Raw genomic sequence first — 24,903 nt, forward strand, 5'->3', positions numbered from 1 at the left:
ACGTACCCGACCACCCCTGCGGTGGTTTCGAGACAGGCGCCAGGGCGCCTTCCTCAACCACCGACGCCAGAGCTGGCGCGCCTTCCTCGACCACCGTGACCCCGACCAACCTGCCCATGACACGGCTAGGTTGGCTCACGTGGGCGTGATCGAGACCGCGGGCCTGACGAAGGAGTACCCGGGTGTCACCGCGCTCGACGGGCTCGACGTCACCGTGGGCGAGGGTGTCACCGGGCTCGTCGGGGCGAATGGTGCGGGCAAGTCCACGCTGATCAAGATCCTGCTCGGCCTGGTGCCGGCGACCAGCGGGACAGCGACCGTGCTCGACCACGACGTGGCGGGCGAGGGCGGCCGGATCCGCGGCCTCGTCGGCTACATGCCGGAGCACGACTGCCTGCCCGCGGACGTGTCGGCGAGCGACCTGGTCGTGCACCTGGGCCAGATGTCCGGGCTGCCGTACGCCGCGGCGCGGGAGCGGACCTCCGACGTGCTGCGCCACGTCGGGCTCGCGGAGGAGCGCTACCGCCCGATCGGCGGCTACTCGACCGGCATGAAGCAGCGCGCGAAGCTCGCCCAGGCGCTGGTGCACGACCCGCGGCTGGTGCTGCTCGACGAGCCGACGAACGGCCTCGACCCCTCCTCGCGCGACGACATGCTCGCGCTGGTGCGCCGGATCGGGACCGAGTTCGGGATCGCGGTGCTGGTGACCTCCCACCTGCTCGGCGAGCTGGAGCGGATCAGCGACCACGTCGTCGTCCTCGACGGCGGTCGCCTGCTGCAGTCGTCGGCGACCACGGAGTTCCTGCACGCGACCGGGAGCCTGCTGGTCGAGGTGCAGGGGCGCCACGACGCCGACCGGGTCCTGGGCCAGGCGCTCGTCGACGCGGGCCTGGCCGCGCGACCGGCGGACGGGACCCTCATCGAGGTCGACATCCGCGACGAGCGGACCGCCGACGTCGTCCGCGACCTCACCGTCGACCTCGGTCTCGGGCTGGTGCGCCTCCAGGAGCGCCACCACCGGATCGAGGACGTCTTCCGCGAAGGGGGTGCCGGCCGTGTCCAACCCAGCTGAGCACCGCGCGAGCCCCACGGGCGTCATCCACGACCTCGGCTACCGGCCGTACGCCGGGACCCGCCTCGGGGAGGGCTCGGTCGCCCGGTCGTTCTTCCTGACCGGGCTGCGCAACACCTACGGGCTCGGGCGGTCGGCGCGCTCGAAGGTGTTGCCGATGGGTCTGCTCGGACTGATGCTGCTGCCCGCGCTGATCCTCGTCGGCGTGCTGGTGCAGGCCCGAGACCTGCTCGGGCTGGACGAGCAGATCGTCGCGTACTCGACCTATCCGCTGACCACCCAGGTGCTGATCTCGGTCTTCGTGGCGGCGCAGGCCCCGGCGCTGGTCTCCCGGGACCTGCGGTTCAGCACGATCACGCTCTACCTCGCCCGGCCGATGCGGCGGTCGGTCTACGTGCTGGTCCGGCTCGCGTCGTTGACGGTGGCGACGCTCGTCCTCGTCGCCGCTCCGCTGCTGCTGATGTACGTCGGCGGGCTGCTCGCCGACCTCCCGGTCGGCCGTGAGACCGGGCGCATCCTCGGTGCCCTCGTCGGCGCGGTGCTGCTCTCGGCCTGTCTCGCCGGCCCCGCGGCGGTGGTGGCGGCGCTCACGATCCGGCGCGGCCTGGCGGTGGCCGCGATCATCGTCGTGCTGCTGGTCAGCTACACGGTCGTCGCCACGATCCAGGGCATCTCCGAGGAGTCCGGGAACGACGCGGTCGGCGAGGTGGCCGGCCTGTTCTCGCCGTACACCCTCGTCAACGGCGTGCAGGTCTTCCTCTTCGACTCCCCCGTGGCGACCCCGACGCCGCCGACCAGCGACGCCATGGGCGTCGCCTACCTGGCCGTCACCGTGCTGACCGTGCTCGGGTCCGTCGCGATCCTGATGGCCCGCTACCGCAGGATCAGGTCATGATCACCCCACGAAGATGCTCGCTTCGCTCCCATCTCCGCGGGGACCCCGGATGACGGAGATCCGGATCGACCACGTGTCGCGCTGGTTCCGCAACGTCGTCGCCGTCAACGACGTGACGATGACGATCGGCCCGGGCGTCACCGGCCTGCTCGGCCCCAACGGGGCCGGCAAGTCGACGCTGATCGCGCTGATGTCGGGCTTCCTCGCGCCCTCCGCCGGCAGCGTCACCCTCGACGACGAGCCGCTGTGGCGCAACGCGCGCGTCTACCGCCGCATCGGCCTGGTCCCCGAGCGCGAGGCGCTCTTCGACTACCTGACCGGGCGGCAGTTCGTCGTCGCGAACGCCGAGCTGCACGGGCTCGCCGACCCGGGCGCCGCGGCGCAGCGGGCGATCGCCTTGATCGAGATGACCGACGCGCAGGATCGCCGCATCGCGACGTACTCCAAGGGCATGCGGCAGCGGATCAAGATGGCGTCGGCGCTCGTGCACGAACCGGCCGTGCTGCTGCTGGACGAGCCGTTCAACGGGATGGACCCTCGCCAGCGGATCCACCTGATGGAGCTGCTGCGCAGCATGGGCGCCGAGGGGCGCACGGTGCTCTTCAGCTCGCACATCCTCGAGGAGGTCGAGCAGGTCGCCCGGCAGATCGAGGTAGTCGTGGCCGGGCGCCATGCCGCGTCGGGCGACTTCGGCGCGATCCGGCGGCTGATGACCGACCGGCCCAACCGGTTCGTGCTGCGCACGTCGGACGACCGGCTGCTGGCGTCGGTGCTGCTGGCCGACGAGTCCGTGCGCGGCGCACGGTTGCGCTCGGACGGCGGGATCGAGCTCGAGGCGTCGGACTTCGGCCGCTTCAGCACCGTGCTGCCGCGGGTCGCCCGCGAGCGCGGCGTACGACTCCACGAGGTCACTCCGACCGACGAGTCGCTCGAGAGCGTCTTCTCCTACCTGGTGGCCCCGTGACGTCCCGGGCGATCTCGCCGACGACCGTCCGGCTGGGGGTGCGCAGCATCTTCGGGCAGTGGCGAGGCGTGCTGCTCTTCGTGCTGCCGCTGGTCCTGGTCGGCCTGGCGGTCCTGGTGCGCGCCCTCGTCGGCGAGGACGAGAGCGCCGCGGAGCAGACCCTCTACCGGCTCGGGCTGGCCGTGATCGTCCCGCTGGTCGCGCTCCTCGCGACCTCCGGGCTCCTCGCCCCCGAGATCGACGACGGCTCGATCTCCTACCTGCTGGCCAAGCCGATCTCTCGGCACACGATCATCACCAGCAAGCTCGTCGTCGCGTTAACGTGCGTGCTCGCCTTCGGCGCCGTGCCGATGCTCGTCGCCGGGCTGATCGTGCGGTCGGGCGCCCCGTCGACGGCGGTGGGGTTCGCCGTCGGGGCGGCGGTCGGAGGCGCGGCGTACTGCGCCCTCTTCGCGCTGCTGTCGGTGCTCACGCGGCACGCGGTCGTGGTCGGGCTGGTCTACCTGCTGATCTGGGAGGGGCTGCTCGGCGGCCTGCTCGACGGGGTGCGCTGGCTGAGCGTGACCCGCTGGTCGGGCGAGCTCGTCGACGAGATCGCGGACCTGTCGCTCGTCGAGGGCCTCTCGCTGTCGTACGCCGTGGCCGCGGCGGCCGTGGTCGTGGTGGGCGGCACCTGGCTGAGCGGGCGCCGGCTGCGGGCCTTCAACCTCACGGGCGACGAGTAGGCGGCCCACGCGCAGACGACCAGCGCCGCGATCACGTAGGCGTTGCCGACGACGTGGTCGTGCCAGCGCCAGTCGTACTCCCGCCCCTCGCCCCACCCCGGCCAGAGCATCGGGCGCGCCACGAACACGGTGACCCAGGCCGCCGCCGCCCACCGGCTGCGCTCCCGGAGGACCAGCGCCACCGGCACCGCCCAGACCCAGTGGTGCGACCAGGAGACCGGCGAGGCGAGCAGCATCGCCAGCGCCGCCAGGCAGGCTCCGAGAGCGCGGTCGCGGCGCCACCACCGGGCTGCGACGCCCAGCACCACGAGGGCGAGCGGCCCGGCCACCGCCAGCCAGACGACGGTCGACGGCGGTCCGTCGAGGAGTCGCGTGAGTGCGCCGTCGACGGACTGGTTGTGCGCCAGCGCCGGCGGTCCGACCCGCTCCGGGTCGAGCAGGCCGTGCGTCCAGTACGTCGCCGCCGGGCCCGGCATCACCAGCAATCCGGCCGCGACCGTGACCGCGAACGCAGCGACCGCCCGGGCAGCGGCCGCGCGCCGGCCGAGCAGGACCAGCAGCACGACGAAGACGAGCGGGGTCAGCTTCACGCCGGCCGCGAGGCCGACCAGCACCCCGGACCAGCGACGCTCGGGGCGCAGCACGTCCACCAGCACGGCCGCCATCAGCAGCAGGTTGAGCTGGCCGAAGGCGGCGTTCTGCCAGACCGGCTCCATCGCGATCGCGACCAGGCACACCACGACGACCGGCCACGCGCCGGCCGACCGACCCTGCACCCGGCGTACCGCGACGACGGCCCCGGCGAGTGCGGCCGCCGACGCCCCGGTCAGCAGGGCGGCCGCGCACCAGGTGGGCAGCACGCCCAGCGGCACCATGAGCACGGCGGCGAACGGCGGATACGTGAACGGCAGGTCCATGACCGGGTCGCGGGTGCCGTACACCGGCAGCCCGTCGAGCACGGACCGCCCGGCGTGCTGGTAGACGAAGAGGTCGGTGAGTCCACCGCGAGTCGCGCCCCAGACGGCCGCCGCACCGACGAGGACCAGCATCGCGACCGGTGCGGATCGAGCCAGGGCGAGCGATCGACCCATGCGCCCACGCTAGCGGTCATGTCGCGACACGGCAGCCGGGAGCTCGGCTCGGTCGTACCGCACATCGAGTACGTCGCCCGGCGCTGTCGCCCGCTGCCCCGTCCCCTCGGGCATGGTGGAGGGCTTGGAGGAGGGTGCCGTGGCCCGACTGCTCCGCGCGCTGGGCGCGTTCTGCGCCAGGCACAGCCTGCCCGTGATCGCGGTCTGGGTCCTCCTCGTCGTCGGCGTGGGGGCGGCGATCGCCGGCCTGGGCGCGCAGACGAACAATGACCTCTCGCTGCCCGGCACCGACAGCCAGGCGGCCAAGGACCTCCTCGAGGAGCGCTTCGCGCCGCAGCAGAACGGCGTCAACCCGATCGTCTTCGACGTGTCGGCCGGCAAGCTCAGCGACGACGGGCTCAAGCAGGCGGTCAACGAGTCGGTCCAGGCGATGCGCCAGGAGCCGCACGTCCACAGCGTGACGAGCCCGTTGAGCAGTGCCGGTCGCAGCGCGGGGCTGGTGGCCGACGACGAGCAGACGGCGTTCGCGCCGGTGCTGCTCGACATCGGCTCCGGCGACCTGACGCCGGAGATCGCGCAGCGCGTCGTCGACGCCACGCAGCCCGCCCAGGACGCCGGCGTGACCGTCGAGGCGGCGGGGTCGATCGGCTCGACGCTGTCGACCGACGACTCCGAGACCAGCGAGGTGGTGGGCATCGTCGCGGCGATGATCATCTTGACCTTCGTCCTCGGCAGCCTGGTCGCGATGGGACTGCCGATCATCACGGCCGTGGTCGGCCTGGGCGTCGCGCTCTCGGTCGTCGGTCTGCTCGGCCACGCGCTCGCGATCCCGTCGAGCGGGCCCACCCTGGCCACGATGATCGGCCTCGGCGTCGGCATCGACTACGCGCTCTTCCTCATCACCCGCCACCAGGACCAGCTGCGGGAGGGCCGGTCGGTGGCCGACTCGGTGGCCGAGGCCGTGGCGACGTCGGGCAGCGCCATCGTCTTCGCCGGCTGCACGGTGGTCATCGCGCTGCTCGCGCTGGGCGTGGCGGGCATCCCGCTGGTCAGCACGCTCGGCCTGGCGTCGGCGATCGCCGTCGTCGCCGCGGTGCTCGTCGCGATCACGCTGCTGCCGGCGTTCCTGGGCCTGCTCGGGCACCGCATCGGCTGGCTGTCGCTGCCGGCATTCCTGCGCCCGCGACGCGAGCACGGCACCGGCCTGTGGGCGCGCTGGTCGGGCGTCGTACGCCGCCACCCGGTCGTCGTGTCCGTGGTCTCCCTCGCCGCACTGGCGCCGCTCATCGTCCCGGTCCTCTCGCTCGAGCTCGGGCAGGAGGACGTCGGCGCGACCTCGCCCACGACGACCGAGCGCCGGGCCTACGACCTGATCACGGACGGGTTCGGGGTCGGCTACAACGGACCACTCCAGATCGCCTCGGCGTTCGACCCGGTCGCGGCACCGAGCGAGGAGTACACGAAGAAGTACGACCGGGCGCGGTCACTGCAGCAGGACCTGGAGCAGAAGCAGAAGCAGCTTCCCCGGCAGCAGCAACAGCTGGAGGCCCGGAAGCAGCAGCTCGACGCGCAGCAGTCGCGCCTCGAGTCGCAGCAGGCCGCGCTCGAGCGACAGGCCGCGCAGCTCCAGCGGGAGCAGGCCGAGCTCGAGCAGCAGGCCGCTGCCCTCCGGGCGCAGCAGCAGCGGCTCGAGGGGCGGCGGGCCCGCCTGCAGGCGCAACGGTCGGTGCTGCAGCGGGAGGCCAGGGAGCTGGCCGACCGGATCCGGCCTCTGGCGCGGGAGCTGGCCCGGCTCGCCGTGCGCGAGCGCGTGCTCGAGCGCCGCATCGACCGCGCCCGGGGGCGCCCCGACCGGGTCGACCGGCTGCGCGAGCGCCTGGCCGACGTCCGGGCGCGGCAGGCCGTGGTCCGTGACCGGCTCGCGCCGCTGACCGCGCGCGCCCGCGTGCTGGCCGAGCGGGCGCGACGGCTGGCCGGTCAGGCGGCCGCACTCGCCCGCCAGGCGGATGCGCTGCGCAGCCGAGCCGACCAGCTGCAGCAGCAGAAGGCGTCCCTGCAGCGGCAGGCGGCCTCCCTCCAGCGCGACGGCGACCGGCTCCGGCAGGAGGCCGACCAGCTGCGGCGGCAGGGCGACGAGCTGCAGCAGCGGGCCGACGACCTGAAGGCCGAGCAGCAGCAGGCCGAGCAGGAGAAGAAGCAGGCCGAGCAGCTCGAGCAGCAGCTCACGGACATGATGACCCAGGCCGGCGGCGACGAGCGCGGCACCGACCCGCGCGTCGTGGCGCTGCAGCGCAGCCTCGCCGCCACCTCGGGCGTGATCGCCCTGACGCCGCCGCAGATCAACGGCGCGGGTGACGTCGTGCTGCTCTCGGCCGTGCCGTCGACCTCACCGGCGTCCGACGACACCGCCGACCTGGTCGGCGTCGTCCGCGACGACGTACTGCCCGCGACCGACGAGGGCTCGGGCGTCACCTCCCACGTGGGCGGCTACACGGCGTCGTACGTCGACCTCGCCTCGCTGATCTCGGCCCGGCTGCTGCTCGTCATCGGCACGGTCATCCTGCTCGGCTTCCTGCTGCTGATGGTGGCGTTCCGGTCACTGCTGATCCCCCTCCAGGCCGCGCTCACCAACCTGCTCTCGGCCGGCGCGGCGTTCGGGGTGCTGACCGCGGCGTTCCAGTGGGGCTGGGGCATCTCGCTGCTGGGCATCGACACCGCCGACAGCAGCGTGCCGATCGCCAGCTACGTCCCGCTGATGATGTTCGCCGGCCTCTTCGGGCTGTCCATGGACTACGAGGTGTTCCTGGTCAGCCACGTCCAGCAGCACCACCACGCCGGCGAGGAGGCGCGGCGCGCGGTGCGCGCGGCGCTGACGTCGAGCGCCCGGATCACCACGGCGGCGGCCCTGATCATGGCATCCGTCTTCGCGAGCTTCATCCTGAACGACGACCCGACGATCAAGCAGTTCGGCGTGGGACTCTCGGTCGCCGTGCTGCTCGCCGGGATGCTCGTCGTCACGCTCGCACCGGCCGTGCTCGTGCTCATCGGCGAGGCCGCCTGGTGGCTGCCGCGGTGGCTCGACCGCCTGCTGCCGCACGTGTCGATCGAGGGCGAGACCGGGCCGCCCGCCGGCGCCGTGCCGCCGCCCGATCGTGGTGCTCGCTCCGGCAGCGGCACCCGCCGGAAGGTCGGCCGGTAGCGGCCGGGTCGGTGAGGGCCCGCCCTACAGGTGGTCGGGCACGATGAGCGCGTCGGGATCCTGGCGCGGCGGGACGTGCGCGAGCGCTACCTGCACCAGCGCGACCCGGGCCTTGACCAGCACCACGCGACGGATCCGGCCGCCCTCGTCGCCGAGCCGATCCTCGACCGCGGCCGCGACCTGCTCCTCGGTGAAGGTCGGGCGGGTGCCGGGCGCGACCTCGACGTCCGGGAGCGCCACGAGCACCGGCAGGATCTGGTCGCCCAGCCCGTCGAGCAGCTGGAAGCGCTGGAACCGCCCGAGCGCCTCCCAGGCCTCGTCGGCGGTGCGGCGCCCCTTGCGCACGTCCTTGTCCTGCGCGGCGAGCACACCCTTGGCGGCCCCCGTCAGCGCCGCCGTCAGCTCGTGCTCGGTGAATCGCATGGGTCCATCATGGCGGTGGGCGTCGGACCACCACCGGACGGCGGTGTCTCCGGCTCGGTCTCAGCCCACCGAAACGGTGCTGTTCCCACCGCCGGGTGGCCGGGTGACCGGGACGTCGGGGACGACCTCGACGTCGACGGCGGCGACGGTGCCGCCGAAGTACATCTGGGCGAGGTGCGGGTCGGCGAGGATCGAGGCGGCGTCGCGCTGGGTGACGACCTTGCCGGACTCCATCACGATGCCGTCGGTGGCCATCTTCATGCCGAAGCGCACGTTCTGCTCGACGATGAGGATCGTCTTGCCGCTGTCGCGCAGCACCATCACCGAGTCGTAGAGCGTCTGCAGGGCCTTCGGGTCCAGGCCGAGCGACGGCTCGTCGAGCAGCAGGAGCACCGGGTCGAGCATCAGCGACCGCGCGAACTCCACCATCCGTCGCTGGCCACCCGAGAGGTTGCCGGCGTTGTCGTTGCAGCGGTCGGCGACGATCGGGAAGAGCTCGGCCACCTGGTCGTAGCGCTCCTTCACCAGCGCCTTCCTGCGCCGGATGATGTACGCCCCCAGCATGACGTTCTCGCGCACCGACATGGTCGGGAACAGGGCGTTGCTCTGCGGCACCTGCGAGATGCCGCGCTCGAGGATCTCGGCCGCGGACCCCTTGTGGATCGCCTCGCCCTGGAGGTGCACCTCGCCGAGCCGCGGGGTGAGCAGGCCGCTGACCGTCTTGAGCACCGTCGACTTGCCGGCGCCGTTCGGCCCGACGATGCAGGCCACCGAGCCCTGCGGGACGTCGATGTCGACGCCCTGGAGCACGTCGCCGCCGCCGTACCCGGCCACGACGCCCTGCATGGTCAGCATCGGCTGGTCGGTCATCGGGGCGCCTCCACCTTCTCCTCGAGCACGAAGTCGTCGCCGAGGTAGGCGTCGATCACCGCCGGGTCGTGCTGGATCTCCTCGGGCGTGCCGTGGGCCATGTCCTTGCCGCGCGCCAGCACGTGGACCGGGTCGCACAGACCGAGGACGAACGGCATGTTGTGCTCGACCAGCAGGAACGTCTTGCCGTAGGAGTTGAGCTCGCGGATCATCTCCGCCATCCGCTCGATGAGCACCGGGTTGATGCCGCCGGCCGGCTCGTCGAGGAGGATCACCTTCGGATCGAGCATCAGGATCTGGGCGAGCTCGACCAGCTTCTGCTGGCCGTAGGACAGCGCGTGCGCCTTCTGGTCGCGGAAGGCGCGCATGCCGACGTACTCGAGCAGCTCGTCGGCGGCCCGGGCCTCGGCGCCGCTGACCGCGATCCTGCCGAGCTGGCCGACGGTGAACCGGCGCTGCACGGCGACGACGTTCTCCAGCACGGTCATCTCGCGGAAGAGCCGGGTGATCTGGAAGGTGCGACCGAGGCCGCGGTGGGCGCGCTGCCACGACGGCATCCCGTCGATCCGCTTGCCGTCGAGCCAGATCTCGCCGCCGTCGGCGCGGATCGTGTCGTCGATCAGGTTGAAGATCGTGGTCTTGCCCGAGCCGTTCGGGCCGATCAGGCCGGTGATGGAGCCCTCCGGCACCGCGAACGACGCGCCGTCGACCGCCCGGACGCCGCCAAAGTGCTTCCGCAGGTCCCGCACCTCGAGGATCGCGCGGTCCGGGATCTCGGCCCGGTCGACCAGCTCCACCCGGTCGGTGAGCGACGCCAGGCTGCCGCCGCTCCCGATCCTGGCGCCGACCAGGCCGGCCTTGCCCCGGGTGCGGGCCCACTCGATCGCGGACTCGATCGCCGGGAGGATGCCCTGCGGCAGGAAGATCACGACCGCCACGAGCAGGCCGCCGAAGAGGAAGAGCCGCGCGTTGCCGCCGCCCCAGTCGTTGTTGGCCGTCTCGTTGAGCCACTCGATGAGGAAGGCGCCGAGCACCGGGCCCCACAGGGTCGCCTTGCCGCCGATGAGCATGGACAGCACGAGCTGGACGCTGAGCAGGATGCTGAACATGCCGCGCGGGTCGATGAAGGTCAGGTAGTAGCCGTAGACCGCGCCCGCCATGCCCACGAACAGCGCACTCGCCATGAAGGCGATGATCTTCTGCGTCGGGAGGTTGATGCCGATCGTGGCGGCCTTGGTCTCGTCCTCGCGGATGGCGATCAGGCCCATGCCGAGCTTGGTCCGCCGGATCCACCAGGTCATCAGCAGCTGGAGCGCGAGCAGGCCGACGAGCACGTAGTAGAAGGGCCAGTTGGCGATGTCGCGGTCCCACGTCGGCAGCGGGAGGGTCAGGCCGGCGGTGCCGTTGGTGAGCGAGACCCAGTTGACCGCGATCACCTGCACGAGGAAGAGGAACGCGACCGTGATGATGACGAACGACGGGCCGCGCGACCGGAGCGACACGAAGCCCAGCACCAGGGCGACGAGGGCCGCGACCACGCCGGCGACCGGCACCCACAGCCAGACGTTGGTGTCGGGCAGCTTGGTCGCGAGCACGCCGATCGTGTAGCCGCCGAGGCCGATGAACGCGCCCTGGCCGAGCGAGATGTAGCCGGCGAAGCCGGAGATGATGCTGAGCCCGCTGGCGCCGATGGCGAAGACCAGCGAGAGGATGATCATGTTCTGGTAGTAGAGGTCGTCGCTGACCATCGGGTAGACGACGAGCAGCACGGCCGCGGCGAGCGCGAGCACGCGGCCCACCCAGATCGGCTTGATGCGGGACCACGGGCGCCTGGTGCCGGCCTCGGCGGCGCGGGGTGCGGTGGTGCTCATGCGGCGACGGCGTCCTCTCGGAGTCGGGTGCCGAGGAGTCCCTGCGGCCGGATCAGGAGCACCGCGAACACGATGGCGTAGGGGACGGCGGTGGCCCAGGCCGGCGACACGTACGCCGACGTCAGGGTCTCGGCCACGCCGAACATCAGGGCGCCGAGCACCGCGCCGTTGAGACTGCCCAGGCCGCCGAGCACGACGATCGCCAGCAGGCGGGCGATCCACTGGTAGTGCGAGCCGGGCACGAACGGGTAGAGCACGCCGGTGATCGCGCCGCCGGCGCCCGCCGCCGCGATGCCGATCCCGAAGACCAGCGCGGCGACCGAGGCGACCTTGATGCCGACCAGCTCGGCCGACGCCGGGTTGGTCGCGGCCGCCCGGATCGCGCGGCCGAGCCAGGTCTTCGTCAGCACCAGCCACAGCAGGACGAGTACGACGACGGCGATCAGGCCGCCGTACACCTGAGCCTTCGGCAGGAAGAGCCCGCCGAACGTGAACGACTCGTCGGCGTACGACGGCCGGATCGCGGTCGAGTTGTTGCCCCAGATCTCCCCCATCGCGCCCTCGAGCACCAGCGCCAGGCCGAAGGTCAGCAGGACCGTCGACGCCATCGGCGCCGTGCGGACCGGCGAGACCACCAGCTTGTAGGTGATCCAGCCGACGCCGAAGACGATCGGCGTGGTGAGGACGACACCCAGGAGCGGGTCGAGACCGAAGGCATCCCAGAGCCAGTAGGTCACGAAGGCACCCAGGATCAGGAAGGCGCCGTGGGCGATGTTGATCACCCGCATGACGCCGAAGATCAGGGTCAGCCCGCTCGCCGCGAGGGCGTACACGCCGCCCAGCAGCAGGCCGAGGAGGAGCGTCTGGAGCAGCTCGGTCATCAGCCGGCGCCACCTGGGGTCCACCCCGGCTTGATCTCGGCCGTCGACGCGTCCTCGGGCAGCACGATCTCTGCCTTGCCGCCCTGCCACTGGCCGATGAGGAACTCGCCGGTGGGGGCACCGGTGTCCTCCCAGGACAGCGGGCCGAGGATGGTCTCGACCTCGTTCTCCCGCAGCCAGTCGGCCAGCGCCTCCTGGTCGTCGATGCTGCCGACGGCCTCGACGGCCGCCTGGAGCACCTGGCCGGCGGCGTACGCGTCCGCGGCGTCCTCGGGCGGGAGCCCGCCGAACTCGTCCTCGTAGGCCTGGACGAACTCGGCGTTGCCCGGGGTGTCGGCGTCGGGCGAGTGGCTGACGGCGAAGAACACACCTTCAGTGTTGTCCGCACCAACGCCCTCTGAGTACTGATCGCCGAACGAGGGCGCGTTGGTCTCGAAGAACATGTCCGGCGTGAAGTCGGCCTTGAGCATCGAGCGCGTCATGCCGATGCCGTCCTCGAACTGGGCCCCGTGGAACACCAGGTCGGGGTTCGCGTTCTTCATGGCGCTGACGATCGTGTCGAAGTTCTTGGTGTCGATCGCGTAGGTCTCTTCGTAGACCGTCTCGACGCCCGCTTCCTCGAGGGCGGCCTTGGCCCCCTCGACCACCGGCGACGCGAACGGGTCGTCGAGGGTCGGGTACGCCGCGGTCTTCGGGCGCTGGTCCTCCGGAAGGTTCGCCACCCAGTCCGCGAACACCAGGCCCTGACGGTCCGCCGTGGCCTGCTGGGCGAAGAACAGGTACTGGAAGCCTCGGCTGAACATCTCCGGCGACCCTCCGGCCGGCTCGACGTACAGCATCTGGTTCTTCTCGGCGACGGCGGACGCGGGCAGGTTGAGCAGCGAGGAGAAGGTCCCGAGGAGGAGATCCACCTTGTCCTGACCGATCAGTGCGTTGTAGTCGGCGACGATCGTGTTCTGGTTCGACGCGTCGTCCTTGACGACCAGCTCGACGTCGCGGCCGAGCAGGCCGCCGCCGTCGTTGACCATGTCCTGCCAGATCTTGTAGCCCTGCTCGGCCGCCTGGCCGGGCTGCGAGAACTCGCCGGTGAGCGGGAGCGACGTGCCGATGGAGATCGGGCTGTCGTCGTCGTCGCCGGAACCGGAGTCGTCACCACCGCAGGCGGCGAACCCGAAGGCCAGCGCACCCGTCAGGGCCAGGGCGGACAGGCCCCGGCGGCGTGATACGTGGGACATTCTTCCTCCTCGGTACTGCCATGGTTTGTCGCAATCGATTGCGGCTCTGGCAGTCTTGTGAACGGCGCCACAGTCTGTCAAGCGTCTACGCCGAAACGTCACCCGCGACCGGGGACGCGCGACCCCCGCCTCGGCCCTCGGATCGGCACCCTCTTGCAAACGATTGTGGCACCTGCCACGCTCGCCCGCATGACCGAGGCAGACCTCCCACCGTCGCCGAGCCCTCCCGCGGTTGCCGACGTCGTGGTCATCGGCGCCGGACACAACTCGCTCGTCGCCGGGGCGTACCTCGCCCGGGCCGGGCTCGAGGTCGTCGTCGTCGAGGCGAACGCCACCCCCGGCGGCAACACCCGCACCCAGGAGCTGACCCTTCCGGGCTTCGCGCACGACTCGTGCAGCAGCGCCCACGTGCTCATCCAGAACAACCCGATGATCCGCGACGACGAGCTCGGCCTGGTCTCGGACTCCGGCCTGGAGTACCTCGCCACCGACCCGGCCGTCGTCCTTCCCCAGGAGGACGGCGACCTGCTCGTCATGCACCGCGACCTGGGAGCGACCGCGGCCGAGCTGGCGCGGTGGTCGCCGGACGATGCGCGCGCGTTCGAGCAGCTGATCGGCGAGTGGCGCGGCGGGCTCGCCGCGGCGCACGGCCGGTGGAGCTCCCACCTGCCCCAGCCCGACGACCCCGTGACCCGGCGCTACCTCGACCTGCGGCGCCGCAGCGCCTGGGACGTCGTGCACGAGAGGTTCTCGCATCCGGTCGTCCGCTCCTTCATGCTCTGGCTGGCCCTCGCCACCATCCAGGACCCACGGCGTCCGGGCACCGGCTTCCTGCCGTCCTCGCTCGCCGCCGGGCGGCTCGACTTCGGCTGGACGACCCCCGTCGGCGGCAGCCAGGCACTGCCGTCGGCCCTCATCCGCATCATCGAGAAGCACGGCGGTCACGTCGTCTGCGGCGCGCCGGTGACGGGCGTCGGCACCGACGGCGTCCATGCCACGAGCGTGCGCATCGCCGACGGCAGCTCGATCCGCGCCCGCCGCGCGGTCGTCGCCGGCGGGCACCTGACGAAGCTGCCCGGCCTGCTCGAGGGACGCGCGCCGACCGCCGACCTCGAGCAGGCGCGGGACGCGTGGCGGCCGGGTCTCAGCGTGCTCGCCGTCCACGCCGCACTGCGCGGCGACCTCGGCTTCGGCCCCGACGGGCTCACCAGCGCCGCCGCCGGCCTCGGCACGGCCGCCGGGACCGTGCGCCACCTCGACCGGTTCGCGGCCGGCGAGTGGGACGCCGACGACCCGTGGCTGCTCGTCGTCAACCAGACCGCGGTCGACCCGACGCGCCGCCCCGACGACGGCGGCGGCACCTTCAAGATCCTCACGATCGCGCCGTACGAGCTCGCCGGCGGACGCTCGTGGGCCGAGGAGAAGGACGAGTACGGCGCGCGCATCGTCGAGCTCGTGCGCCGGCGCTGCACCGGTCTGGCGTCCGCCGACATCCTCTCCCTCCGGACGGAGTCGCCCGTCGACGTCGCGGCGCACAACCCGCAGAACGTCGGCGGCTCCTGCCACGGCGGCGAGTTCTCGCTCGACGGGGAGGTGCTCGCCGGGTGGCAGCGCTACGACACCGACGTGCCGGGCCTCTTCCTCACCGGCGCGTGCGTGCACCCCGGCGGGTCCGTGTCGGGGCGCCCGGGCCGCAACGCGGCCCGGGCCGTGCTGACCTCGCTCGGCCTCGACCCGCTGGACGTGATGGGCCCGACCTGAGCCCCGGCCACCGCAGTCAGGCGAGGATCCGCACGGGGTGCTCGAGCAGGTCCTTCAGGACGGCCAGCCAGCGGGCCGCGACGACGCCGTCGACGGGCCGGTGGTCGACGGAGAGCGTGACGGTCATCAACCTGCCGGGCACGACCGCGCCGTCCTCGACGACGGGTTCGTCGCGCACCGCCCCGACGGCGAGGATCGCGGCGTGCGGCGGGTTGATGATCGCGGCGAACTCCTCGACGCCGTACATGCCGAGGTTGGTGACGCTGATGGTGCCGCCCTCGAGCTCGTCCTGCCGGAGCCTCCCGTCGCGGGCCCGCCCGGCCAGGTCGCGCACCCTCTCGGCCACGGTGCTCACCGGGAGTGCCGTGACGTCGCGAAGCACCGGCGTCACCAGGCCACGGTCGGTGGCGACCGCGACCGCGACGTCGACGGTGTCGAAGGTGCGAACGGCGTCGGGCATCCAGACGACGTTCATCTCCGGTACGGCGCGGTGCGCCGCCGCGACCGCCTTGACGACGAGGTCGTTGAGGGAGACCTTCACCTCGCCCGCGTTGATCTCGGCGCGCAGCGCGACCAGGGCGTCGGCGCGCACGGTCGCGCGCGCGTAGAAGTGGGGCGCCGTCTGCTTGCTCTCCGTGAGACGCGACGCGATCGCCCGGCGCCGGCGGGTGTGCGGTACGGCGCCCTCCGCGGACGGTGGTTTCGAGACAGGCGCTAGCGCGCCTTCCTCAACCACCGAGGGCGGCGTACCAGCGCCTTCCTCGACCACCGGGGACGGCGTACCAGCGCCTTCCTCGACCACCGGGGAGGCCAGCGCCTTGTCGACGTCGCGGCGCAGGATGCGCCCACGCGGGCCGGTGCCGACGAGGTCCTCGATCGCGAGCCCGCCGTCCTTGGCGAGCTTGCGTGCCAGGGGGCTGGCGAAGACGCGGGTGGCCCCGTTGGTCGCGGGCGGCGCGGTCGTCGGGGCCTCGACCAGCGATGGGTCGTACTCCTCCCCCGCGGCGCCGAGGACCGCGATGGGCGACCCGACCTCGACCCGGGTGCCGGCTGCGACCAGCACCTTGAGCACGACCCCGTCCGCGTCGGCCTCGACGTCGACCAGCGCCTTGTCGGTCTCGACGGTGGCGAGGGCGTCGCCGACGGTGACCTCGGCGCTCTCGGCGACGAGCCACTCGGCGAGGACCGCGTCGGTCGCGTTGGCGGCGACCTCGGGCATGCGCAGCACCGTGGGCACGTCAGTACCTCGCGATCTCGACGAGCTCGGCGATGACCTCGTCCTTCTGGGCGATGGCGGCGCGCTCGAGCACCTTGCTGATGCTCGGCGACGCCTCGGCGCCGGTGACCCGCCGCACCGGCGCGTCGAGCAGGTCGAAGAAGCGGCGGTGGATCTCGTCGGCGAGCCACCCGCCGTACGACGTGCCGACCGCGCCCTGCTCGGCGATGAGCACCTGGTTGGTCTTCGTCAGCGACTGCTCGATGAGCTCCCAGTCGATGCTCGCGCGGTCGAGCCAGCGCAGGTCGATCACCTCGGCGTCGACCTGGCCGAACTCCTCGACCGCCTCGAGGACGAAGGGGACCATCCCGAGGTAGGTCAGCACCGTGACGTCGCTGCCGGGGCGGCGCACGACCGCCCGGCCGACGGGCAGCACGTAGTCGAGGTCGTCGACCGGCCCGGGGCCCGTCGAGCCGTAGAGGTCGACGTGCTCGAGCACGACGACCGGGTCCTGGCAGGTGAGGGCGGCGTTCATCAGCCCGACGTAGTCGTAGGGCGTCGACGGCGCGACGATGCGCCAGCCCGGGTTGGTCGCGAAGACGCCGGCCGGGTCCATCGAGTGCTGCGACCCGTAGCCGGTGCCCATCGCCACCTTGCTACGCAGCACCAGCGGGACGCCGGAGCCGCCGCCGTACATGTGCCGGGCCTTGCCGATCTGGTTGAACAGCTGGTCGGCGGCGACCCACATGAAGTCGGCGTACATGAACTCCACGACGGGCGTGTGGCGGCCGTCGAGGGCGATGCCGCCGGCGAGGCCGGCGAAGGCGTTCTCGCTGATCGGGGTGCCGAGGATCCGACCGGGGAAGCGGTCCGGCAGACCGCGCGTGGCGCCGTTCGTCCCGCCGTTGAGACGATGCACGTCCTCGCCCATCACGACGACGCCGTCGTCGGTCTCCATCCGGCGGCGCATGACCGCGGCGACGGACTCGATGAACTTCGTGTCCTGCACGGGCACGGCGAAGCCGGCCGGGTCGACCACCCGCGCGCCCTCGAACTCGGCGAGGTCGCCGCGCACGCCGACGTCCACCCAGTCCGGGTCGGGCCACTCCGTGGCCCGGATCTGCCGCTGGCCCGGCTTGCCGCCCGGCACCGGCTCGACCAGCCGGCTGCCGATCTCCTCCATGACGGCCCTGGCGGTGGCGACGGCCTCGGCGGTCTCGTCGGCGGTCATGATGCCGCGCCGCTCGAGGTGGGCGGCGGTCTGCCGGAGCGGGTCCCGGTCCCGCCAGGCGCGCTCCTCCTCCTTGTCGCGGTAGCCGAACGCGCTGCCGGCGAAGGCGCCGTTCTGGTGGAAGAAGCGGTAGGTGTCGGCCTCGACGACGGTCGGGCCGCGCCCGCGGCGCATGTGCTCGACGGCCTCGGTCATGGCGAGGTGGACGGCGAGCGGGTCCATGCCGTCGACCTTCCAGCTCGCGATGTTGAAGCCGAGCCCGCGGGCCGACAGCCGCGGCTCGGCGGTCGACTCGTGGACCGACGTCGAGACGGCGTACTGGTTGTTCTCGATGAAGAAGCAGACCGGGAGCTGCCAGGCGGCGGCGAGGTTCATGGTCTCGAGCGTGGAGCCGATGTTGACGGCGCCGTCGCCGAAGTAGGTCACCGCGACCGCGTCGGTGCCGGCCTGCCGGTGGGACCACGCGAATCCGGCCGCCTGGGGCACGCCGCCGCCGACGATGGCGTTGGTGCCCATCGCGCCGGCGGCCTTCCACTGCAGGTGCATCGAGCCGCCCCGGCCGTGGCTCCAGCCACGGTCGAGACCGCAGATCTCGGCGAGCGTGCGCAGCAGCACCTCCCGCACCTGCTCCGACGGCGCCTCCAGCGGGTCGAGGCCCTTGGGCTCGACGTGGTGCAGCGCCTTGGCCAGGAACTGGTGGTGACCGCGGTGGGAGCCGTTGACGGAGTCCTCGCTCGTGAGGGCGAGCACGGAGCCGACCGCGCCGCCCTCCTGGCCGATGCTCGAGTGCGCCGGGCCGTGGATCAGGCCGCCGCTGGCCAGGTCGAGCACCTGCTGCTCGAAGCTCCGGATCCACACCAACTGCGCGTAGATGCTGCGCAGCAGGTGCGGCTCGGCGGCGTCCCAGTCGGCCTCGGTCGCGACGACCTCGACCCACGGCGAGGCGGGCACGAGGGGGTGGTGCTCGGGCATGAGCCCTCCTTCGGCTGTCTTCTCTCGACCGCACGATGCCACAAGATTGGATCCAAATTCCAGATCCAGATGTGCTGGACGTCCTACACCTCCGGGTGCTTTGCTGATCTCGGAGGACGAATCGGATCCGAAAGGGATGCTCGATGCCGATGCCCGGGCTGCGCCGGATGGACCACGTCGGGTTCACCGTGCCCGACCTCGACCAGGCGCACCGGTTCCTGGTCGACGTGCTCGGCTGCGAGTACCTCTACTCGCTCGGGCCCTTCCGCTTCGAGGACGGCGACGACTGGATGCTGACCCACCTCAACGTCCACCCGCGCGCCGAGATGGTCGAGAACCGGTGGTTCCGCTGCGGCGACCAGACGATGCTCGAGGTCTTCCACTACAGCTCGCCCGACCAGCGCGACGCGATCCCGCGCAACAGCGACGTCGGCGGCCACCACGTCGCGCTGTACGTCGACGACCTCGACGCCGCGATCGCGCACCTGGAGGTCAGCGGCGTGCGCGTGCTCGCCGGCCCGACCGCCAGCAAGGGGCCGGCCGAGGGCAACCGCTGGATCTACTTCCTCAGCCCGTGGGGCATGCAGTTCGAGCTCGTCTCGTACCCGGGCGGCAAGAGGTGGGACCACGAGAATGCGGCCCATGACTGACGTGAGCAGCAGCCGCGTGGCGGCGTACCTCCGTGAGGCGATCCTCAGCGGCGACCTCCTGCCGGGCGACCGCATCCGGCAGGAGGAGATCGCCGCACGCCTGGGGGCGAGCCGACTTCCCGTGCGCGAGGCGCTCCGGATGCTCGAGGCCGAGGGCCTCACCGAGCACGAGCCCCACAAGGGCGCCCGGGTGCCCCGGCTGACCCAGCACGAGGTCGACGTCATCTACCGGATGCGCGAGCGCCTGGAGCCGCTCGCGCTGGTCGAGAGCCTGCCGCGCCTCGACTCCGCCGACCACGAGCGGCTCGAGGAGGTGCAGCGCCGGATCGAGGAGAACGACGACCTCGAGAAGTTCCTCGACCTCGACCGCGAGTTCCACATGCTCACCTACAGCGGCTGCACCATCGAGCCGCTGAACCAGAACGTCACCCGGCTCTGGAACGTCACCCAGCACTACCGCCGTTCCTACGTCGCGCTCGGCGGCCGCAGCCGGATGTGGATCGTGAATGCCGAGCACCGGCTGATCCTCGACGCCGCCGTACGCCGTGACGCCTCCGACGCCGAGCGCTACCTCGAGGGTCACATCCGGCGTACCCGCAACGAGCTCGCCCACCACCCGGAGGTCTTCGACTAGTGGTCATCACGGTCAACGGAGCGGACGTGAGCCTCGTCAGCGACGGCGAGACGACGCTGCTCACCGCACTGCGCGACGAGCTCGGGCTGGTCGGCACGCGGTTCGGCTGCGGACAGGGGCTGTGCGGGGCCTGCTTCGTGGACGTCGAGGGGACGGTGATGCCGTCGTGTCAGACGCCGCTCTGGCAGGTGGAGGGCCGGGCGGTGACGACGGTCGAGGGGCTGTCGCGCGACGGCGAGGCGCACCCGGTGCAGCAGGCGATCCTGGACCGGCAGGCGGCGCAGTGCGGCTTCTGCATCTCGGGCATCGTGGTGCGCGCGGCGGCGCTGCTCCGGGACGAGCCGGACGCCGACGCGGACCGGGTCGCCGAGGCGCTCGACCGCAACCTGTGCCGGTGCGGGTCGCAGCGCCGGATCGTCGAGGCCGTCCTCGCCGCCCGGGAGTCGGTGTGACCCAACTTCCGGCCCACGTCCCTCCGCACATCGAGGGCAACCCGCGACTCGGCACCTGGGTGACCGTGGCCGACGGACTCGTCCACGTCCACGTCGGGAAGGTGGAGCTCGGGCAGGGCATCGTCACGGCGCTCGCGCAGATCGCGGCGGATGCGATCGCCCTTCCGTTGAGCGGGATCCGCATGGTCCCGGCCCACACGACCCACGGCCCCGACGAGGGCCTCACCGCCGGCAGCCTCTCCGTCCTCCAGGCCGGCCCGGCACTGCGTCACGTCGGCGCGGTCGTGCGTGCCCTGGCCGACCCCGGCCGACAGGGGTACGTCGAGCGCATCGCCGCCCTCGACCCCGAGACGGACCTCCGCGCGGCCCCGGTCGCGGAGCCTGTCGCCACCGTCGCGGTCGGGAGCAGCGCCCCTCGTCTGGACCTGCCGGGCAAGGTGCTGGGCCGAGCGAGCTACCTGACCGACCGGCGACCGAAGGGCCTGCTCCACGGACGAGTGCTGCGACCGCCGTCGCCGGGCACCCGGCTGGTCTCCCTGGATCCGCAGTGGAAGGCCGCCGGTGTCACGCTGATTCGCGACGGCTCCTTCGTCGGCGTGGTCGGAGAGCACGAGGTCGACGTCGACCGCGCCCTCCCGCGACTCGCCGACGGCTGCACGTGGGTGGAGTCGGACACGCTTCCCGACGAGCGAGGCCTGCCCGAGTGGCTGCGCGCCGGCCCGCACGAGGACATCGAGGTGCTGGACGAGGGCCCGGTCGGGGCGACGCTGTCGGCGTCGTACTCCAAGCCGCTCCTGGCGCACGGCTCTATCGCCCCGAGCGTCGGCATGGCCCGGTGGGACCGGGCCGGGTTGCACGTGTGGAGCCACAGCCAGGGCATCCACCCGCTCCGGCTGGCGATCGCGGCCGCGCTGTCGCTCGACCCGGCGGCCGTCGAGGTGGAGCACGTCGAGAACGCCGGCTGCTACGGCCACAACGCCGCCGACGACGCGGCCTTCGACGCGGTGCTGCTGGCCCGCGCCGTGCCCGGCCGGCCGGTGCTGGCCCGGTGGTCCCGGCCCGACGAGCTGACCTGGGCGCCGCTGTCCCCCGCGATGACGGCGACGGTGTCGGCGGCGCTCGTCGACGGACGCATCACCGCCTGGTCGTACGACGTCTACGGTCTCGGCCACTCGTCGCGACCCGGCTACCGCGGCGCGCCCGGCCTGCTCGGGGCTGCGTACCTCGAGACGCCCGTGCCGCTGCCCCAGCCCACCGACCCGCCGCTGGCCGCCGGCGGCGGCACCACCCGCAACGCCGTGCCGATCTACGACGTCGGTCCCCGGCGGGTGACCGGGCACCGCCGCGTGGACGGCCCGTTCCGCACCTCGGCGATGCGGGCGCTCGGTGCCTACCTGAACGTCTTCGCGATCGAGAGCTTCATCGACGAGCTGGCGGACGAGGCCGGTGCCGACCCGGTGGACTTCCGGCTCGCGCACCTCTCCGACCCGCGCGCCGCTCGCGTGGTCGCCGAGGCCGCTCGCCTCGCCGGCTGGTCCGACCCGCTGCCCGACGACGTCGGCCGGGGGCTCGGCTTCGCGCGCTACAAGGACGAGGGCGCCTACTGCGCTGTGGTCGCCGAGGTCGGGGTCACGTCGTCGGTGGCGGTGCGCCGGCTGACGCTCGTCGCCGACCTCGGCCTGGTCGTGAACCCCGACGGCGCGCGCAACCAGCTCGAGGGCGGGGCGACCCAGTCGGTCAGCTGGACGACCAGGGAGCGGGTCCGCTTCGACCGCCGGCGGATCACGACGACCGACTGGGAGCTCTACCCGATCCTCACCTTCGGCGAGGCCCCGCCTGTCGACGTCCACCTCGTCACGTCCGACGCTCCCTCGGTCGGCGCGGGCGAGGCCGCCCAGGGGCCGACCGCGGCGGCCATCGCCAACGCGGTGCACCGCGCCCTCGGCGTCCGGGTGCGCGACCTGCCGCTCGACGCCGACGCGATCGTCCGAGCCATCGAGCAGTCCGAGTGAGTCCAACAGAGGAGTGATCATGAGCAAGCCCCGTATCTCCTACGTCCCGTTCGAGGACATGGATGAGCAGATGCAGGCCGAGATGCAGCGCGCCGCCCGAGAGGGCACCCCGCGCCCGGAGAGCAACGCGGTGCGCGCCCACGTGCCCGCGGCGTTCTGGGCGTTCGCCAAGCCGTGGGAGGAGATGTTCCGCAACGGCGTCTGCGACCACTCGATCAAGGAGCTGTGCCGGGTCTACATCTCGCGCACCGTGAAGTGCGAGTTCTGCGGCAACCAGCGCTCGGTCAAGGGCAGCAGCGAGGGGCTCGAGGAGGGCCAGTACGACGAGCTGCTGAACTTCGAGGCGTCGGCGCAGTTCGACGACCGGCAGAAGGCCGCGCTCGCCTACGCCCAAGCCATCGCCTGGAACGAGTCCGACCGCGACGGCCTCTGGGACCGACTGCATGCGCACTTCAGCGAGGACGAGCTGGTCGAGCTCGGCTGCGTCATCGCCCTGACCTTCGGGCAGCAGAGCTGGATCCGGCTGCTCGACATCGACCACCACCAGTACATGGCGGGGACGTCGGCGTCGATGGCGCCAGGCTTCGAGACCGCCGAGGCGCTCGCCACGTCGAAGGCCCGGTCGGACTACTGGGCGGCGAAGTGACCGAGCTCCGCGCGATCGAGCGCGTCGGGTTCGTCGGTCTCGGCGCGATGGGCGGCGGGATCGCGCGGCGCATCATCGACGCCGGCCACACCGTGGTCGGATGGAACCGCACGAAGGGCAAGGCCGACGACCTGCTCGCCGCCGGCATGGGCTGGGCGGACACCCCGCGCGAGGTCGCCGCGCAGTGCGACGTCGTCCTCACGATGCTGACCAACACGGCGGCGATCGAGGGCAGCGCCCACGGCGACGACGGCCTGCTGGCCGGGCTGCGTCCGGGCACGGTGTGGGCCGACCTGAGCACGATCGCCCCGGACGCCAGCGTCGCGCTCTCCGAGGAGGTCGCGGCGACCGGCGCTCTCTATCTCGACACCCCGGTGTCCGGGAGTCCCGCGACACTCGCCGCCGGCCAGATGTCGGTGATGGTCGGCGGCGACCGCGCGGCGTACGACCACGTCGAGAAGCTGCTCCAGGCGATCGGTCCGAAGGTGACCTACATCGGCCCCAACGGCCACGCCATCCTCACCAAGGTGGCGATCAACCTGTCGCTGGTCGTCTCGGTGACCGCGTTCGCCGAGGCCGTGACGCTCGTGGAGAAGGCCGGCGTCGACCGGGCCGCCGTGGTCGACGCCGCGCTGAAGAGCGTGATCGCCTCGCCCGTGATCGGCTACCGCGCGCCGCTGCTCGTCGACGACGACACGGTCTACGCCGACGTCGAGCTCCAGCAGAAGGACCTCGTGCTCGCCCAGGAGCTCGGCCGCAGGCTCGGCGCGATGGTGCCGACCTGCTCGGCCGCCAGCGAGATGCTGAGCGCGGCCCGCAGCAGCGACCTGGCCGACCGGGACTTCCTCGTGAGCGTCGCCGACGTCTACCGCCGAGCAGCAGGAGTGACACCGTGAGCGACGCGAGACCGCCCTTCCGCACGACCGTCGACGACGTCCCGCTCGAGGAGAACCTGCGCGAGGACGAGGGCTGGGTCGACATGCGCGTGCAGTACCTCGTCAACTCCGAGCGCGGCGGTTCGGACGGCCTGACCGTCGGTCGCACCGTGCTGCCGCCGGGCGCTCGCCACGACCGGCACCTGCACACGGACGCCGACGAGTTCCTCGTCGTCATGTCGGGGCACGGCGAGATCCACACCAACAGCGGCCGGGAGCCGTCTCGGGCCGGCGACGTCATCTTCACCCCCCGCGGCAACTACCACGGCTTCGTCAACACCGGCGACGAGGACGTGCTGCTGATCTGGGGCTGGAGCGGCGCCGGCTCGCTGGCCGCGGCCGGCTACGGCCTGCCCGGCCCGGACGAGACGTTCGACGACCCGGCATGATCGCGGCATGACCGGCCTCGATCCCCGCATCGCCCGCGGTACGTCGCGGATGCTCGCCTTCCGGGACGAGGCGATCGCCGTCGGCGCCGAGCCGCTCGGCTGGAAGGCGGGCTTCGGAGCGCAGGCGTCGCTCGCCTCGCTGGCGATCGATCGACCACTCGTGGGATTCCTGACCCGCGACCGCCTGCTGTCCTCCGGCGCCACCGTCTCGGTCGCCGCCTGGACGAGGCCGGTGCTCGAGGCCGAGGTCGCCGCCCACCTCGCCTCCGACATCGGGGCAGGAGCAACGCCGGTCGAGGCCCTGGCCGCCGTCGGCGGCTGGTCGGTGGCGATCGAGCTGGCGGACGTCGGGTACCCACCCGAGGACGTCGAGCTGATCCTGGCCGGCAACATCTTCCACCGGCTCGTGCTGCTCGGCCCGGTCGTGCCGGCTCGGCCGTCGTCGCTCTCCGTCTCCGTCCTGCGGGACGGCGAGCGGGTCGCAGAGACGTCCGACCCCGAGACCCTCACCGGCGGGCTGGGCCACGTGCTCTCGTCGATGGCCGACACCCTGGCGGCGTGCGGCGCCGCCCTGCGGGCAGGTGACGTGGTGATCACGGGATCGGTGATCCCGCCCGTCCCGCTGGAGGACGGTGCCACCTGGATCGCCGACGCCCCGGGGCTCGGCCAGGTCGACGTCCGGCTCGGCTGACGCCACCTGACGTCGCGGCGCCCCGGGAGCAGCAACGGAAGGGCGCCCCGCCCTTCCGTCTTCAACGTATACGGCAGGTGCGGGCTTG

General features: G+C 72.3%; 21 protein-coding genes and 1 pseudogene. 14 read left to right on the forward strand and 8 right to left on the reverse strand.

Translation table 11 applies throughout. The annotated features are described in order from the left end of the window. Positions 1–139: 139 nt before the first annotated feature. Genes PZ894_RS11620 through PZ894_RS11635 form a run of 4 tightly spaced genes read left to right on the forward strand, consistent with a single transcriptional unit; the run spans position 140 to position 3,656 of the window. A complete protein-coding gene (locus PZ894_RS11620) occupies positions 140–1,072 on the forward strand; it encodes an ABC transporter ATP-binding protein (RefSeq protein WP_275744914.1) in 933 nt (310 codons plus the stop codon). Next, positions 1,056–1,967 carry an ABC transporter permease gene (locus tag PZ894_RS11625; protein WP_275744916.1) on the forward strand — a complete coding sequence of 304 codons (912 nt, stop codon included), beginning with the start codon at positions 1,056–1,058 and terminating at the stop codon, positions 1,965–1,967. The genes PZ894_RS11620 and PZ894_RS11625 overlap by 17 nt, the downstream gene beginning before the upstream one ends. A gap of 49 nt (positions 1,968–2,016) precedes the next feature. After that, entirely contained in the window at positions 2,017–2,931 is a 915-nt protein-coding gene (locus tag PZ894_RS11630) for an ABC transporter ATP-binding protein (protein ID WP_275744917.1), read from the forward strand. Next, positions 2,928–3,656, forward strand: coding sequence for an ABC transporter permease subunit (locus PZ894_RS11635; RefSeq protein ID WP_275744919.1), 729 nt, complete (start codon positions 2,928–2,930; stop codon positions 3,654–3,656). The genes PZ894_RS11630 and PZ894_RS11635 overlap by 4 nt, the downstream gene beginning before the upstream one ends. A 230-nt stretch (positions 3,657–3,886) precedes the next feature. Here the strand turns inward: PZ894_RS11635 and PZ894_RS11640 are convergent. Continuing rightward, positions 3,887–4,747 (reverse strand): annotated as a pseudogene (locus tag PZ894_RS11640) (glycosyltransferase 87 family protein); the annotation flags it as partial. A gap of 139 nt (positions 4,748–4,886) precedes the next feature. Between PZ894_RS11640 and PZ894_RS11645 the strand changes: the two are divergent. Beyond that, positions 4,887–7,946, forward strand: a complete 3,060-nt coding sequence (locus PZ894_RS11645; protein WP_275744921.1) for an MMPL family transporter — start codon at positions 4,887–4,889, stop codon at positions 7,944–7,946. A 24-nt stretch (positions 7,947–7,970) separates the two neighbouring features. Here the strand turns inward: PZ894_RS11645 and PZ894_RS11650 are convergent, their stop codons facing one another. The 5 genes from PZ894_RS11650 to PZ894_RS11670 are packed head-to-tail and all read right to left on the reverse strand — an operon-like array spanning position 7,971 to position 13,226. After that, positions 7,971–8,369, reverse strand: coding sequence for a hypothetical protein (locus PZ894_RS11650; protein ID WP_275744923.1), 399 nt, complete (start codon positions 8,367–8,369; stop codon positions 7,971–7,973). Between the two features lie 60 nt (positions 8,370–8,429). Next, positions 8,430–9,239 (reverse strand): ATP-binding cassette domain-containing protein, encoded by an 810-nt coding sequence (locus PZ894_RS11655; protein ID WP_275744924.1) that lies wholly within the window; start codon positions 9,237–9,239, stop codon positions 8,430–8,432. Next, entirely contained in the window at positions 9,236–11,110 is a 1,875-nt protein-coding gene (locus tag PZ894_RS11660; protein ID WP_275744926.1) for a branched-chain amino acid ABC transporter ATP-binding protein/permease, read from the reverse strand. Before PZ894_RS11660 ends, PZ894_RS11655 begins: the two co-directional genes overlap by 4 nt. Then, complete coding sequence (locus tag PZ894_RS11665; protein ID WP_275744927.1) at positions 11,107–11,991, reverse strand: branched-chain amino acid ABC transporter permease; 885 nt, start codon at positions 11,989–11,991, stop codon at positions 11,107–11,109. The genes PZ894_RS11660 and PZ894_RS11665 overlap by 4 nt, the downstream gene beginning before the upstream one ends. After that, a complete protein-coding gene (locus PZ894_RS11670; protein WP_275744928.1) occupies positions 11,991–13,226 on the reverse strand; it encodes an amino acid ABC transporter substrate-binding protein in 1,236 nt (411 codons plus the stop codon). Before PZ894_RS11670 ends, PZ894_RS11665 begins: the two co-directional genes overlap by 1 nt. Before the next feature lie 189 nt (positions 13,227–13,415). On the opposite strand from PZ894_RS11670, the gene PZ894_RS11675 reads away from it, so the two are divergent. Next, positions 13,416–14,987, forward strand: coding sequence for an NAD(P)/FAD-dependent oxidoreductase (locus PZ894_RS11675; protein ID WP_275744930.1), 1,572 nt, complete (start codon positions 13,416–13,418; stop codon positions 14,985–14,987). Positions 14,988–15,003: 16 nt separating this feature from the next. Here the strand turns inward: PZ894_RS11675 and PZ894_RS11680 are convergent, their stop codons facing one another. Then, positions 15,004–16,206, reverse strand: coding sequence for a dihydrolipoamide acetyltransferase family protein (locus tag PZ894_RS11680; RefSeq protein WP_275744932.1), 1,203 nt, complete (start codon positions 16,204–16,206; stop codon positions 15,004–15,006). Between the two features lie 19 nt (positions 16,207–16,225). Further along, a complete protein-coding gene (locus tag PZ894_RS11685; protein ID WP_275744934.1) occupies positions 16,226–18,406 on the reverse strand; it encodes an alpha-ketoacid dehydrogenase subunit alpha/beta in 2,181 nt (726 codons plus the stop codon). 143 nt (positions 18,407–18,549) lie between these two features. Between PZ894_RS11685 and PZ894_RS11690 the strand changes: the two genes are divergently transcribed. From PZ894_RS11690 to PZ894_RS11725, 8 genes are read left to right on the forward strand one after another with little or no spacing between them, the layout of a single operon-like run. Continuing rightward, the gene (locus PZ894_RS11690) at positions 18,550–19,056 is read left to right on the forward strand and encodes a VOC family protein (RefSeq protein ID WP_275744935.1); all 507 of its coding nucleotides are present in this window, start codon (positions 18,550–18,552) and stop codon (positions 19,054–19,056) included. After that, the gene (locus tag PZ894_RS11695; RefSeq protein ID WP_275744936.1) at positions 19,049–19,690 is read left to right on the forward strand and encodes a GntR family transcriptional regulator; all 642 of its coding nucleotides are present in this window, start codon (positions 19,049–19,051) and stop codon (positions 19,688–19,690) included. Before PZ894_RS11690 ends, PZ894_RS11695 begins: the two co-directional genes overlap by 8 nt. Next, entirely contained in the window at positions 19,690–20,142 is a 453-nt protein-coding gene (locus tag PZ894_RS11700; RefSeq protein ID WP_275744937.1) for a 2Fe-2S iron-sulfur cluster-binding protein, read from the forward strand. The genes PZ894_RS11695 and PZ894_RS11700 overlap by 1 nt, the downstream gene beginning before the upstream one ends. Continuing rightward, a complete protein-coding gene (locus tag PZ894_RS11705) occupies positions 20,139–22,154 on the forward strand; it encodes a molybdopterin cofactor-binding domain-containing protein (RefSeq protein ID WP_275744938.1) in 2,016 nt (671 codons plus the stop codon). The genes PZ894_RS11700 and PZ894_RS11705 overlap by 4 nt, the downstream gene beginning before the upstream one ends. Before the next feature lie 19 nt (positions 22,155–22,173). Next, entirely contained in the window at positions 22,174–22,800 is a 627-nt protein-coding gene (locus tag PZ894_RS11710; RefSeq protein ID WP_275744940.1) for a carboxymuconolactone decarboxylase, read from the forward strand. Then, positions 22,797–23,696 (forward strand): NAD(P)-dependent oxidoreductase, encoded by a 900-nt coding sequence (locus PZ894_RS11715; RefSeq protein WP_275744941.1) that lies wholly within the window; start codon positions 22,797–22,799, stop codon positions 23,694–23,696. Before PZ894_RS11710 ends, PZ894_RS11715 begins: the two co-directional genes overlap by 4 nt. Further along, a complete protein-coding gene (locus tag PZ894_RS11720; protein WP_275744943.1) occupies positions 23,693–24,124 on the forward strand; it encodes a cupin domain-containing protein in 432 nt (143 codons plus the stop codon). Before PZ894_RS11715 ends, PZ894_RS11720 begins: the two co-directional genes overlap by 4 nt. 7 nt (positions 24,125–24,131) lie before the next feature. Further along, on the forward strand, positions 24,132–24,815 hold the full coding sequence (locus tag PZ894_RS11725) for a fumarylacetoacetate hydrolase family protein (protein WP_275744945.1): 684 nt from the start codon (positions 24,132–24,134) through the stop codon (positions 24,813–24,815). The last annotated feature ends 88 nt before the right edge of the window (positions 24,816–24,903 follow it).

The organism is Nocardioides sp. YIM 152315, from assembly GCF_029210375.1.
GTDB lineage: Bacteria > Actinomycetota > Actinomycetes > Propionibacteriales > Nocardioidaceae > Nocardioides.

Bases quoted from the DNA above. Each gene is read 5' to 3' on its own strand.
- PZ894_RS11630 (WP_275744917.1), top strand. From the start codon at position 2,017: ATGACGGAGATCCGGATCGACCACGTGTCGCGCTGGTTCCGCAACGTC.
- PZ894_RS11650 (WP_275744923.1), bottom strand. From the start codon at position 8,369: ATGCGATTCACCGAGCACGAGCTGACGGCGGCGCTGACGGGGGCCGCC.
- PZ894_RS11655 (WP_275744924.1), bottom strand. From the start codon at position 9,239: ATGACCGACCAGCCGATGCTGACCATGCAGGGCGTCGTGGCCGGGTAC.
- PZ894_RS11660 (WP_275744926.1), bottom strand. From the start codon at position 11,110: ATGAGCACCACCGCACCCCGCGCCGCCGAGGCCGGCACCAGGCGCCCG.
- PZ894_RS11665 (WP_275744927.1), bottom strand. From the start codon at position 11,991: ATGACCGAGCTGCTCCAGACGCTCCTCCTCGGCCTGCTGCTGGGCGGC.
- PZ894_RS11670 (WP_275744928.1), bottom strand. From the start codon at position 13,226: ATGTCCCACGTATCACGCCGCCGGGGCCTGTCCGCCCTGGCCCTGACG.
- PZ894_RS11675 (WP_275744930.1), top strand. From the start codon at position 13,416: ATGACCGAGGCAGACCTCCCACCGTCGCCGAGCCCTCCCGCGGTTGCC.
- PZ894_RS11680 (WP_275744932.1), bottom strand. From the start codon at position 16,206: ATGCCCGAGGTCGCCGCCAACGCGACCGACGCGGTCCTCGCCGAGTGG.
- PZ894_RS11685 (WP_275744934.1), bottom strand. From the start codon at position 18,406: ATGCCCGAGCACCACCCCCTCGTGCCCGCCTCGCCGTGGGTCGAGGTC.
- PZ894_RS11690 (WP_275744935.1), top strand. From the start codon at position 18,550: ATGCCGATGCCCGGGCTGCGCCGGATGGACCACGTCGGGTTCACCGTG.
- PZ894_RS11695 (WP_275744936.1), top strand. From the start codon at position 19,049: ATGACTGACGTGAGCAGCAGCCGCGTGGCGGCGTACCTCCGTGAGGCG.
- PZ894_RS11710 (WP_275744940.1), top strand. From the start codon at position 22,174: ATGAGCAAGCCCCGTATCTCCTACGTCCCGTTCGAGGACATGGATGAG.
- PZ894_RS11725 (WP_275744945.1), top strand. From the start codon at position 24,132: ATGACCGGCCTCGATCCCCGCATCGCCCGCGGTACGTCGCGGATGCTC.